Annotated in this window: 10 protein-coding genes; 2 read left to right on the top strand and 8 right to left on the bottom strand. The window is 63.6% G+C overall.

Annotation, left to right across the window (positions count from 1 at the left end; genetic code table 11):
• Positions 1-83: 83 nt before the first annotated feature.
• From QMZ25_RS06315 to dnaA, 8 genes are all read right to left on the bottom strand, one after another.
• Complete coding sequence (locus QMZ25_RS06315) at positions 84-641, bottom strand: energy transducer TonB (protein WP_180876273.1); 558 nt, start codon at positions 639-641, stop codon at positions 84-86.
• A gap of 254 nt (positions 642-895) precedes the next feature.
• Positions 896-2,089, bottom strand: coding sequence for a tetratricopeptide repeat protein (locus QMZ25_RS06310; RefSeq protein ID WP_053517216.1), 1,194 nt, complete (start codon positions 2,087-2,089; stop codon positions 896-898).
• A 132-nt stretch (positions 2,090-2,221) separates the two neighbouring features.
• On the bottom strand, positions 2,222-3,028 hold the full coding sequence (locus QMZ25_RS06305; RefSeq protein ID WP_053517217.1) for a M48 family metallopeptidase: 807 nt from the start codon (positions 3,026-3,028) through the stop codon (positions 2,222-2,224).
• A 70-nt stretch (positions 3,029-3,098) separates the two neighbouring features.
• Positions 3,099-3,944, bottom strand: coding sequence for a CPBP family intramembrane glutamic endopeptidase (locus QMZ25_RS06300; RefSeq protein ID WP_279942069.1), 846 nt, complete (start codon positions 3,942-3,944; stop codon positions 3,099-3,101).
• 67 nt (positions 3,945-4,011) lie between these two features.
• Positions 4,012-6,471 carry a DNA topoisomerase (ATP-hydrolyzing) subunit B gene (gene gyrB / locus QMZ25_RS06295; protein WP_065174070.1) on the bottom strand — a complete coding sequence of 820 codons (2,460 nt, stop codon included), beginning with the start codon at positions 6,469-6,471 and terminating at the stop codon, positions 4,012-4,014.
• 112 nt (positions 6,472-6,583) lie between these two features.
• The gene (gene recF / locus QMZ25_RS06290; protein WP_283219279.1) at positions 6,584-7,678 is read right to left on the bottom strand and encodes a DNA replication/repair protein RecF; all 1,095 of its coding nucleotides are present in this window, start codon (positions 7,676-7,678) and stop codon (positions 6,584-6,586) included.
• A 706-nt stretch (positions 7,679-8,384) separates the two neighbouring features.
• Positions 8,385-9,485 (bottom strand): DNA polymerase III subunit beta, encoded by a 1,101-nt coding sequence (gene dnaN / locus QMZ25_RS06285; protein ID WP_005411731.1) that lies wholly within the window; start codon positions 9,483-9,485, stop codon positions 8,385-8,387.
• 275 nt (positions 9,486-9,760) lie between these two features.
• On the bottom strand, positions 9,761-11,092 hold the full coding sequence (dnaA, locus tag QMZ25_RS06280; protein WP_065174068.1) for a chromosomal replication initiator protein DnaA: 1,332 nt from the start codon (positions 11,090-11,092) through the stop codon (positions 9,761-9,763).
• Between the two features lie 254 nt (positions 11,093-11,346).
• Here dnaA and rpmH point away from each other — a divergent pair, with 254 nt between their 5' ends.
• Complete coding sequence (gene rpmH, locus QMZ25_RS06275) at positions 11,347-11,487, top strand: 50S ribosomal protein L34 (RefSeq protein ID WP_005411729.1); 141 nt, start codon at positions 11,347-11,349, stop codon at positions 11,485-11,487.
• A 5-nt stretch (positions 11,488-11,492) separates the two neighbouring features.
• The coding region (gene rnpA / locus QMZ25_RS06270; RefSeq protein ID WP_283219278.1) for a ribonuclease P protein component at positions 11,493-11,985 on the top strand (493 nt) is incomplete at its 3' end.

Raw genomic sequence — 11,985 nt, 5'->3', positions numbered from 1 at the left:
CTTTGTTGTGTGTGGTGATAAAGGGTGTAGCTAAGCTAAACAATCGAACCGGAGCGGGGGTGGCCCGAAGCCACCCGAACGCATCAGTTCAGCGCAAAGTTGACCGGGACGCGAACGCGACCTGCCGTCTTCTTACCGCCAGATTCAGCGGCGTTGAAGCGCCACTTGCGTGCTGCTTCCATCGCAGCACGGTCCAGGTCGCGGTTACGGCTGGACTTTTCCACCGTGACATTGGTGACGTTGCCGCTGGCATCGACATCAATGATCAGGATCACTTCACCCTGGATACCAGCGCGGAATGCTGCCGGCGGATAACGCGGGGGATTCATCGCCTTGGACGAGATGTCCACGCTGGCCTCGATCGACGCCGGCGGGCTTGGCGGCGACGGCGGGGTCGGAGGAGTGACGATATCGTTCGGACGCGGTTCCGGCACGTCCACGACCGGCGCCTGCGGCGGCGGCGGGACCGGCGACGGCTTCGGCGGCGACAGATTCTTCACCGGCGGCGGCGGAGTATCTGTCGGCGGCGGCGGCGGCGGCGGCGGGGGCGGCGGCGGCGGTGCGTCGACGATGGTCACCATCACATTGCGTTCCTTCTCCGCAGCGGCCTTGGGAGCCACGGCAGGGATCAGAAGCATCATGAAGGCGGCCAGATGCAGGGCGATTACAAACGCGATGCCGACGATGCGAGGCCAGCTCAGCCCCTTGTCATCGGGTTGTTCGTACCGGTGAACGACTAGTTGTTCCGTCATGCGCCAAGAGCTCAATAGTGGGGCCGGGATGCCGGGGGCGGAATCCCTGATCAGCGGTGCATGACACCGCAGGAACCTCCAAGCTTATACCAATCCTGAGCGCCTGCGCATCAACTGAGCAGGCGTTCAGGCGTTATTCCTACTTACTTCAGGTTGATGATTTTCTTGGCATCAGCCTGGTTCTTCACGCCCTTCGCCAGCGCCTGCTGGGCGGCCTGCTTGGCCTCGGGGACGCGACCTTCGGCATGCAGGACGCGTGCCAGGTTCAGGTAGGTCTCACCGTCCTTGGACAGCGGGGCGGCCTTCTGCCACGCATCGATCGCCTGCGGCACCTGGTCGGAGTAGTAGTAGGACTGGGCCAGCGCCAGGTAGACCTGGTAATCCGGCTTCAGGATGCCCTTCTGCAACCCTTCGTTGATGACCGCGATGACGTCCTTTTCCTTGTTCTCGGTGTTGGCATAGATCGAGTACAGCTGCTTGTACTCGCGCTCTTCGGTGAGCTGGCCGCTGCTGCGCAGCTTGTCCATCACCGCGGCGGCCTTGGGCATCTGGTCGGCCTGCATGTACATGTTGGCCAGATTCAGCTGCGCCTTCTTGTCGTTCGGGTTCTTCGCCGCCAGGGCCTCGGCGGCCTGCACGGCTTCACCGGTCTGGCCGGCCTCGGACAGGGCCGCCATCAGCAGCTGGTTCCAGCTGTCCTTCGGCTCGGTGGAGCCGGCGATGGCCTGCTTCAGCACCGGGATCGCTTCCTGGTAGCGCTCCAGCTGGTACAGCGCCTGGCCCTTGGCGATCAGCTCGTCCGGCTTGGTCGACTTGCTCTCGGCGAAGTACTTGTCCAGGGTAGCCAGGCCTTCGGCGGTCTGGTCTTCCTGCAGCTGCAGCTGGCCCAGCATCAGCATCGACTGGAAGTGGCCGTTGTTGTCCAGGCCGTTGAACTGCAGCACCTGCTTCAGGTAGGCGATGGCGGCGGCGACATCGTCGGTCTGGTAGGCGGCCTGCGAAGCCAGCTGCGCGGCCAGCGACTTGTCGTACTCGTTCGCGGCGCTGTCAGCCAGGATCGCGTCGGCCTGGGTGCGGGTCTCCGGGAACTTTTCCTTGTTGTAGCTGTCTACCAGTTTCTGCAGCTTGCCACCCATCTTGGCCGAGGACTTGGCCGCCGGCTCCTGGCGGGTCGCATTGGGGTACAGCGGTTCGGCCTTGGCCTGCTTGCTGCTGCCGCCGCGGTTGCCACGGTCGGAGGAACGCGAGGACTGCGCGAGCGCATCGGTGACCACGGCGCCGGTCAGGGCGGTCGCGACGAGGACGGAAAGCACAGCTTTGTGTTTACGGAAAATCATCGTTCACCTCGATCGAACCGCCGGATAGCGGCAAAGTCGGACTGTCAGAAAAATCTGAGCCGCCAAACGTATCAGAAACAGATGGCGTGAGAAATCGTTTTATGTGCTGCAATACAGCATGAAACTGCGCACTCATCCGCACTTTGGTCGCAGTCCGGCCGCCTGCGCCTGCTGGTAGACCGGCATCAGGGCAGGGGAATCACGTCGCAGCTCCTGGATCCGGTTGGCCGGATCGGGGTGGGTGGACAGCCATTGCGGGCTGCGTCCGCCGCTGGCGGCCATCATGTTCTGCCACAGGTCCACCGCCTGCGCCGGGTTGAAGCCGGCCTGCGCCATCAGCCGCTGGCCGATCACGTCCGCCTCGCTTTCCTGGGTCCGCGAGCCCGGCAGCAGGAACGCCGTCTGTGCCCCCATGCCGCCGAGCTGGTTGACCGTGCTGGCCGCGCCTTCGCCATAGGCAGCGCCGGCCAGTGCGCCGAGTACCGCCAGGCCGGTCTGCGCGCCCATCTGCCGGGTGATGCGCTCCTCGTGGTGGCGGGCGATGACATGGCCGATCTCGTGGCCGATCACGGCCGCCAGCTGGTCCTGGTTCCTGGCTACGGTGAAGATGCCGGTGTTCACGCCCACCTTGCCGCCAGGCAGGGCGAAAGCGTTGGGTTCCTTGTCGACGAACACGGCGGTTTCCCACCGTACGCCACGGTATTGTGGAGGCAGCTGGGCGACCAGCGCGTTGACCACGCACTGCACGTAGCCGTTCTGCCGGCCGTCCGTGCTGATCTTTTCCTTCTGCTTCGTCTCGGCGAACGCCTGCGCGCCGAGCTGGTCAAGCTGTGCCTGCGAGACGCCACCGATCATCTGCCGCCGTCCGGTCGGCGATGTGGTGGTCGCGCAGGCGCTGACCAGGGTGGTGATGACAAGGGCCAGCAGCAGTTGTTTCATGGGTCCACCCCCGTGTTCATGAGCGCAGTGTGTATCGTCGCTGCTTAATCTTTCGTCAAGCGGACAGCCGTTACGTCGCGCCGAAGAACACCAGCGCCGCCAGTGCCACGGCATTGTTCAGGGCATGTGCGGCGATGGCCGCCCAGAGCGTTCCGGTACGGCGGTACAGCCAGCAGAATGCAGCGCCCATGCCGCCGTAGACCAGCCAGAGCTGGGCGATCTCGGCCGGGCCGTTGGCGCTGGTGCCGGGAATTTCATGGATCAGGGCGAAGGCAAGGCTGCTCAGTATCATGCCCAGCCAGGGGCGACCGGCCTGCCACAAGCGCCCGAACAGGACGCGCCGGAACAGCAGTTCCTCGTAGGCCGGCGCCAGCACCACCGCGAACAGCATCAGGAACAGCGGAAAGCGCGCGACCGCGTTCTGCATCAGTTCCACGTTGGTCGGCACCGGTTCGATGCCGAACTGCCGGGACAGGAAGGCGATGCCGTTGCTGCCCACTACGATCAACGTGGCCACCAGCAGCGTCCAGCCCCAGGTGGAGGGCCGGCGCAGCGCGTCACGCGACGCCTGGCGTTCGGCCGCATTGGCCGGTCGTCGCCAGAAATACAGCAGCAGGGCCGCGCCGCCGGTAGCGAACAGCGCCATCAGGATCTGCGCCAGGGCACCCGGCTGGCCCAGTGCTTCGGTCAGGGTGCCGGGATCGGGTGCGGCGCCGTTGGCCTTCGCGTTTGCGTAGCCGACCATCATTCCGCGGTACAGGCCCCAGAACAGGCCACTGATCAGGCTCAGGCCGAACAGGGTGACGGCGGCGATGCCCAGATCGATGAAGAATCCCGCCAGCGGCGAAGCGGCGCGGGGGGCGGCGGTCGCCGGCGGAACCGGCGGCGGTGCGGAAACCGGAGCGGAAGCGGACATCAGATACCTGCGATCAAGGGGCAAGGGCCGGCGCGCCTCCCCGCGCACCGGCCACGTCCCGATTGTGTCAGATATCCAGGTTGGCGACCTTCAGTGCGTTGTCTTCGATGAAGTCGCGACGCGGCTCGACGACATCGCCCATCAGGGTGCTGAAGATCTGATCGGCGGCCACGGCGTCTTCGATGCGTACCTGCAGCAGGCGGCGGGTATCCGGATTCACGGTGGTATCCCACAGCTGTTCCGGATTCATTTCACCCAGGCCCTTGAAGCGCTGGATCTGGCGACCGCGCTTGGCTTCATCCAGCAACCAGTTCTGCGCCTTCACGAACGAATCGACCTCGATCGACTTGGCACCGCGGGTGATGGTCGCCCCCTCGCGTACCAGGCCATGCAGCAGCTTGGCTGCCTGGTGGATCGCGCGCAGTTCGCCGGTTTCCAGGGCCGAAAGCGGCAGCACCTGGATGTGCTCTTCGCCCATGTGACGTCGGGTCACCAGCACGGCCGCGGGGCGCTGTTCATTGGCCTCCTGCAGTTCCAGGCTGAAACGCGGGCTGCCCAGGCTGCCCTGGTTCAGGCGCCTGGCCAGCGCGTCCAGGCCTTCGCCTTGGCCGGCATTGCGCAGGGTGTCCAGTTCCAGCGGCATGAAGTCGACCAGCGCTTCGAGCAGGTTGCGATCATAGCGATGCGCATTGCGTTCGATCGCGTCCTGCGCGGACGCGTAGGCCAGCAACAGCTTCTCCAGGGCAACGCCTTCGATGCCGGGCTCGCCGGCGGCCGGCACCAGCGACGCGTTCTCCACCGCGCTGCTGGCCAGATAGCTGTCCAGCGCCGGATCATCCTTCAGGTACAGCTCCTGCTTGCCCTGCTTGATCTTGTACAGCGGCGGCAGGCCGATGTAGACGTAGCCGCGCTCGATCAGCTCCGGCATCTGACGGTAGAAGAACGTCAGCAGCAGCGTGCGGATATGGGCGCCGTCGACGTCGGCGTCGGTCATGATGATGATCTTGTGGTAGCGCAGCTTGTCCGGGTTGTACTCATCACGGCCGATGCCGGTACCGAGCGCGGTGATCAGCGTGCCGACCTGGTCGGACGACAGCATGCGGTCGAAGCGCGCACGTTCCACGTTGAGGATCTTGCCGCGCAGCGGCAGCACCGCCTGGTTCTTGCGGTTGCGACCCTGCTTGGCCGAACCACCTGCCGAGTCACCCTCGACGATGAACAGCTCGGACAGCGCCGGATCCTTCTCCTGGCAGTCGGCCAGCTTGCCCGGCAGGCCGGCGATATCCAACGCGCCCTTGCGGCGCGTCAGGTCACGAGCCTTGCGGGCCGCTTCGCGCGCGCGCGCGGCATCGACGATCTTGCCGGCAATCGCCTTCGCTTCGTTCGGATTCTCCTGCAGGAATTCTTCCAGACGCTGGCCGAAGGCACTTTCCACGGCCGGACGCACGTCCGAGCTGACCAGCTTTTCCTTGGTCTGGCTGGAGAAGCTGGGATCGGGCACCTTCACCGACAGCACCGCGATCATGCCCTCTCGCATGTCATCGCCGGTCAGGTTGATCTTTGCCTGCTTGGCGATGCCGTTCTGCTCGATGTAGTTGTTGAGCACACGGGTCAACGCACCGCGGAAACCGGCCAGATGGGTGCCGCCGTCCTTCTGCGGAATATTGTTGGTGAAGCAGTACATCGTTTCCTGGTAGGAATCGGTCCACTGCAGCGCCACTTCCACGGTGATGCCGTTGGATTCGCCGCTGACCGCGATGACGTTCGGATGCAGCGGCGTCTTCAGCTGGGCCAGATGCTCGACGAAACTGCGGATGCCGCCTTCATAGTGGAAGTCGTCGCGCCGGCCATCGCCGCGTTCGTCCGCCAGCACGATCTTGACGCCGGAGTTCAGGAACGACAGTTCACGCAGGCGACGGGCCAGGATGTCGTAGTGGAATTCGACGTTGTCGTGGAACGCGACGGTCGACGGCCAGAAGCGCACGGTCGTGCCGCGCTTGGTGGTGCTTTCCAGCTTGGCCAGCGGGCTGACGGCAGCGCCGTTGCTGAATTCCTGCTGGTAATGGAAGCCGCCCTGGAATACGTCCACCAGCAGCTTCTGCGACAGCGCATTGACCACGCTGACACCCACACCATGCAGGCCGCCGGAAACCTTGTAGCTGTTGTCGTCGAACTTGCCACCGGCGTGCAGGACCGTCATCACCACTTCGGCTGCCGAGACTTCGCGGCCCAGCTTGGCGCTCATCTGCTCATGCTTGCCGACCGGAATACCACGACCGTTGTCGGAGACCGACACCGAACCGTCGGCGTGGATCGTCACCGCGACATGGTCAGCATGACCGGCCAGCGCCTCATCGATGGAGTTGTCGACCACCTCGAACACCATGTGGTGCAGGCCGGTACCGTCATGGACGTCGCCGATGTACATACCGGGACGCTTGCGGACAGCCTCCAGGCCTTCCAGGGCGGTGATGCTGTTGGCGTCGTAGTTGCCATTGTTTACCGGGGTGTTCTGTTCGTCGCTCATTGCGCTTGCCGTAGGCTCCGCAGGTCGGGCACCACAGGAAGCGGTGCGCCGAGAATGAAAGGATTGCAACCCGAATTATACCAGCCAGGGTCGAGCGGCCCTGTTGTACGCACTATGGCACAGCCACGATCTGTCCATGTTCCACGTGGAACCGGGTGATGTCGGTCAGCGCCTGCAGCGCGGCCGGCGTTTCGGTTGCCGTGACGAAGATCTGCGCCGGGCCGGCAAGCAGGCGCTCCAGCACCCGCGCCTGGTGGGTGCGATCCAGTTCGGAGGCCAGATCGTCCAGAGCAATGACCGGCCATTCCCCGCGCTGTTCCGCATAGTCTTCGGCCTGGGCCAGCAGACACGCCAAGGCCGTGAGTTTGGCCTGGCCGCGCGACAGCGCATCCCGCCCTGGAATATGGCTGAAGTCCACGCTCCAGTCCGCCCGATGGGGCCCAACGGATGTATAGCCCGCCTGCCGGTCCCGCTCGCGTGCCAGCAGCAGTGCATCGGCCAGCGGCAGTTCGTGGCGGCGCCATCCCGGACTCAGGTCCAGCGCCTGGATACCCAACTGGGGGGCAAGACTGGCCGCCAGCGCGATGGTGCGCTCCTGCAGCCGCTCCAGATAACGCTGACGTCGGCTGGTCAACGGTTCGCCGGCCTCTGCCAGTTCGTGATCCCACGTATCGAGCATCCTTGCTGGCCCTCCCTGTTTGAGCAGGGCATTGCGCTGCTTGAGCGCCCGTGAGTAGCGGCGCCACAGGGACAGAAAATCCGGTTCCACGTGGAACAATCCCCAATCGAGGAAACGGCGACGGGGCTCACCACCACCGCTGACCAGAGCATGGCTACCCGGCTCGAACGTCACCACCGCCAGTGCAGCACATAGATTGCCGAGCTGGCTGACATCTTCACCATCCAGACGTCCCTTCCAGTCCTGTCCAGTATGGCGGAGACCGGCCTTGCGGCGGTGCGGCGATGACTGGGCGCGCTGTTCCTCCCATTCCACAAAGATGTCCAGCGCATCCTGGCCCTGGCGGACCAGGCCGTCGCGCACCCGACCACGGAAGCTGCGCCCGTAAGCCATCAGATGCAACGCCTCCAGCACACTGGTCTTGCCGGCCCCGTTATCGCCCGTCAGCAGATTCAATCCCGGTTGTGGCGACAGCTCCACCACGCCGAAGCGGCGCAGATGGTGCAGGACGAGGCGACGGATCTGCATGGGGTGCGAAGGACCATCCGCACGAAGCGGTAGAGGGGCAGGGAATCCATCAGCTTACTGCATCGGTCAAGTCCGCCGTTGGCGTCAGGCTATCGCCCTGCAGACCATGGCGCGGTTGCGAACGTGTCCTGACCGGCTTACGGACGACGGCCCGCAAAAAACCTGCCGCATTTCCTTGAAATCTGCGCACCAACACCCGTGGCGGTTCCACAGATTTCAAGAATTTCAAGCCAGCGGTTTCACGCTATGCACAGCGGCCCGGTATTACTTATACACAAGGTATGGGCAATCTGTGGATAAAAAAGCCGCTTTGGCCCTGCCTGAAATCTATCCACAGGTTCCCCCCCAGCCCCAGGCGCCGATATGCAGGGGGTTTCAGCACATTAAAAACCAATAAAATCAACGAGATGACCCTGTTTTCCACGAAATCTGGCTCTACCATCACCACCAGGCTTTAGATTTATACCCAGATTTAGAAGCTAGGAAGGGCAGACAGCGCCTGCAACGACGTCTGTGGATAGTCGCGTCAGCAACAGAAGCAACTACGCGGATCCGGGCAGGCAGAACAGCTATAGGGATCTGTCACACCGGGGACTGGCCCCTTGCAGCACGATGGAGAAACGGGATGCTCCACGTGGAACCCCCCAAAAAAAAACGCCCGGAACGTTCCGGGCGTCTTCTGGTTCCACGTGGAACAGCGCAACCGTCAGAGACGCAGCGGCATCACCACATGGCGGGACTTCTCGCTGCTGGACTCGCGCACCAGCGCCGACGAATTGGAGTCGCGCAGCTGGATGATGACCTCTTCGTCGCGCAATGCGGACAGGGCGTCCAGCAGGTAATTCACATTGAAGCCGATGGCCAGATCGCTGACGGTGGTATCGGCTTCGATCTCTTCCTGAGCTTCTTCCTGTTCCGGGTTATGCGCGCTGATCTTCAGGTTGCCCGGCGAAACTTCCACGCGGATGCCGCGGTACTTCTCGTTGGACAGGATGGCCGCACGCTGCAGCGAGGCGCGCAGTGCCTCACGGTCGACCTTTACCTCGCGGTCGGCACCAATCGGAATCACGGCTTCATAGTCCGGGAAACGACCGTCAATCAGCTTCGAGGTGAACGTGACATCGTCCCGCTTCACGCGCACGTGGCTGCGGCCTACCTCCAGCTCGATCTCCCGGTCGCCGCTCTCCAGAAGGCGCTGCAGCTCGGTCACGCCCTTGCGCGGCACGATGATCTGTCGCTTGGAGCCGCTGGGCTTGGCCAGATCCGTTTCACACAGGGCGAGACGGTGTCCGTCGGTGGCCACCGTACGCAGCGCATCGCCACGCAGGTCGAACAGCAGGCCGTTGAGGTAGTAGCGCACGTCCTGCTGGGCCATCGCGAACGCAGTGCGTTCAATCAGCTCCTTCAGGGTCGCTTCGCCGATCGCCACGCGCTCGGTGGCTTCCACCTCGTCTACCGACGGGAAGTCGTTGGACGGCAGCGTTGCCAGGGTGAAGCGGCTGCGACCCGCCTGCACGGTGATCTTGTCACCGGTCTGCGAGACGGTGATCCGGCTGCCATCGGGCAGGGCGCGGATGATCTCGAACAGCTTGCGCGCCGGAATGGTGGTTTCGCCGTCCTGGGCATCTTCAACCGCGATCCGCGACACCATCTCCACTTCCAGGTCGGTACCGGTCAGCGAAAGCTGGCCGTTCTGCACCTGGACCAGGAAATTGGCCAGAACCGGAAGGGTCTGGCGGCGTTCGACCACGTTGACGACCTGTGCCAACGGCTTGAGAAAGGCTTCGCGCTGCAGTGTGAAACGCATGTGGTTCCGTGCCCCTATGCTTTAAAAAATGTGGAATAAATCAAAAGCTTGGTGGTGCTGGTAGAGACAGAATCGCTGGAAAACAACGTTAAGTCTTTGTAATAAAAAGGATTTCTGGCCTCGAAACCCTCTGTATTACCGCCCCCCAGAGGGTGGGGAAAGCTGTGGATAAATTCCGCGCGTTGTCAGGCGCCTTTTTTATCCACAACTCATCCCGCGCTTGCTACCGGATTCTGCACCGTTTTGTGCGATGACGCCTCATCGGCGTCCGTGCATCATTCGCTCAGCTTCCGGATCAGCTTGTCCCAGTCTTCGCGGAGCTTGCCGTCGGTTTCCATCAACGTCCGGATCTGGCGGCAGGCATGCAGCACCGTGGTGTGATCGCGACCGGCGAATGCGTCGCCGATCTCGGGCAGGCTGTGCTCGGTTAACTCCTTGGTCAGGGCCATGGCGACCTGGCGCGGACGGGCCAGCGATCGGGTGCGGCGCTTGGACAGCAGATCCTTGATCTGCAGCCCGTAGTAGTCGGCAACGGTTTTCTGGATGTTGGGAATGCTGATCGCCTGCTGCTGGGCGCGCAGCAGGTCACGCAGGGTTTCCTGCGCGAACTCGGTGGTGATCGCACGGCCGGTGAAGTTGGCGCGGGCGGTCAGGGTATTCAGCGCGCCCTCGAGGTCGCGCACATTGGAGCGCATCTTCTTGGCGATCAGGAACGCAACATCATCGGGAATCTCCGCACCGCGTTCGCGCGCCTTGGCCAGCACGATCGCCGCACGGGTCTCGAAGTCAGGCGGTTCGATTGCGACCGACAGTCCCCAGGCAAGCCGCGACTTGAGGCGCGCTTCCAGCCCTTCGACCTCACGCGGGTACCGGTCACAGGTCAGGATGATCTGCTGCTTGCCGTCGAACAGGGCGTTGAAGGTGTGGAAGAACTCTTCCTGGGTGCGATCCTTGCCGGCGAAGAACTGGATGTCGTCGATCAGCAGCGCGTCGACCTGCTGGAACTGGCGCTTGAACTGATCCATGGTCTTTTCCTGCAAGGCCCGGATCATCGCGCTGAAGAACTGTTCCGAGCGCAGGTACAGCACCTTCGCACCCGGATTGGCCTGGCGCATGGCGTTGCCGGCGGCGAACATCAGGTGGGTCTTGCCCAGTCCGGTGCCTCCGTACAGCAGCAGCGGATTGTGTGCGCGATCGCCCGGTTTCTGCGCTGCCTGGAACGCAGCGGCGAGGCCGAGCTGGTTGCTGCGGCCTTCGACGAAGTTGGCGAAGGTGTAATGGCTGTCCAGATTGCCGGCGAACGGCACCTGGGGTTCGCTGGCTGCGTGCGCCGAATGCGTGGAAACCGGCGCGGTCTGCGCCTCTACCGGGCGCGGACGGGAGCCGATTTCAAGAAAAACGTCGCTGAAACCAGCGAAATGCGCCAGCAGCTCGCGGATGCGCGGCAGGTACAGCTCGCGCACCTGGTCGACGATGAAGGCATTCGGTGCATACAGCACCAGGCTGTCCACGCGCAGATCGGCCTGCAGCGGCTTCAACCAGGTGTGAACGTCTTCAGGCGGGAACTCCGCTTCGAGGCGTTCGAGACTACGGGACCAGGCATCCATCAGCAATAATCGTCCGATGGCCGGGGTGGGGGCGCGACAAGGCGCCCAAACACAGGCCGGAAAGGGGGGAAATGGATGGCTCAGACTACCACCGAGCGCCCGCCTTCGGAATGCTTGTCCCCTACTTATTCACAAAAACATCCACAGCTATTGCACAGGCCGGTGAATTCGCGTAGTCCCCAGGGCTTGACGCGGGGTGGGGTACCTCTCTAGAATTTCCGGTTCTTTCCGTCCCATTCATACGAGAGGCCCCAATGGCCACCAAGCGCACCTACCAGCCCAGCAACCTCAAGCGTAAGCGCGACCACGGCTTCCGTGCCCGTATGAAGACCGCTGACGGCCGCAAGATCCTGTCGCGTCGCCGCGCCAAGGGCCGCAAAGTCCTGAGCGCCTGATTGCCATGCCGCACATCGCGGCAGACGCAATCCCTTCGACAGTGAATACTGCAGACCCGCGCAAGCGATTCCCTCGCTCTGCGCGGGTTCGCACGCGTGCCGAATACTCAACGGTCTTCAACGGCGCCCGCCGTGTGTCCGATCCGCTGATGACCCTGCACTGGCTGCCGGCTGACCGGCCGGCCAGGCTGGGTCTGGCGGTTTCCCGCAAGGTCGATCCGAACGCCGTCGGGCGCAACCGGATCAAGCGCGTCCTGCGCGACATCCTGCGTCAGACACGAACCGATATCCAGCCAGGCGACTTTGTCGTCGTGGCCCGTAGTGCTGCGCGTCACGCCAGCAATGACGACATCCGCCAGGCCTTCCTGCGCCTGCTGCGCCGCCTGCGTGCATTGCCCGCGCCGGGCGTGGACGGCACAATGCCGCCGCCTGATGGCATCGAGGTGCATGTGCTGCGCAAGCCGTTGCAGATGCAGCAGGTGTTCCGCGCTGTGGCAG

The organism is Stenotrophomonas sp. RS-48 (assembly GCF_030053245.1).
Taxonomy (GTDB): Bacteria; Pseudomonadota; Gammaproteobacteria; order Xanthomonadales; family Xanthomonadaceae; genus Stenotrophomonas; species Stenotrophomonas maltophilia_P.
Note: the sequence above shows the minus strand (reverse complement) of the source record. Positions and strands in the feature narration are given on the sequence as shown.

Bases quoted from the DNA above. Each gene is read 5' to 3' on its own strand.
- dnaA (WP_065174068.1), bottom strand. From the start codon at position 11,092: ATGGATGCCTGGTCCCGTAGTCTCGAACGCCTCGAAGCGGAGTTCCCG.
- dnaN (WP_005411731.1), bottom strand. From the start codon at position 9,485: ATGCGTTTCACACTGCAGCGCGAAGCCTTTCTCAAGCCGTTGGCACAG.
- QMZ25_RS06310 (WP_053517216.1), bottom strand. From the start codon at position 2,089: ATGATTTTCCGTAAACACAAAGCTGTGCTTTCCGTCCTCGTCGCGACC.
- recF (WP_283219279.1), bottom strand. From the start codon at position 7,678: ATGCAGATCCGTCGCCTCGTCCTGCACCATCTGCGCCGCTTCGGCGTG.
- QMZ25_RS06315 (WP_180876273.1), bottom strand. From the start codon at position 641: ATGATGCTTCTGATCCCTGCCGTGGCTCCCAAGGCCGCTGCGGAGAAG.
- rpmH (WP_005411729.1), top strand. From the start codon at position 11,347: ATGGCCACCAAGCGCACCTACCAGCCCAGCAACCTCAAGCGTAAGCGC.
- gyrB (WP_065174070.1), bottom strand. From the start codon at position 6,471: ATGAGCGACGAACAGAACACCCCGGTAAACAATGGCAACTACGACGCC.
- QMZ25_RS06305 (WP_053517217.1), bottom strand. From the start codon at position 3,028: ATGAAACAACTGCTGCTGGCCCTTGTCATCACCACCCTGGTCAGCGCC.
- QMZ25_RS06300 (WP_279942069.1), bottom strand. From the start codon at position 3,944: ATGTCCGCTTCCGCTCCGGTTTCCGCACCGCCGCCGGTTCCGCCGGCG.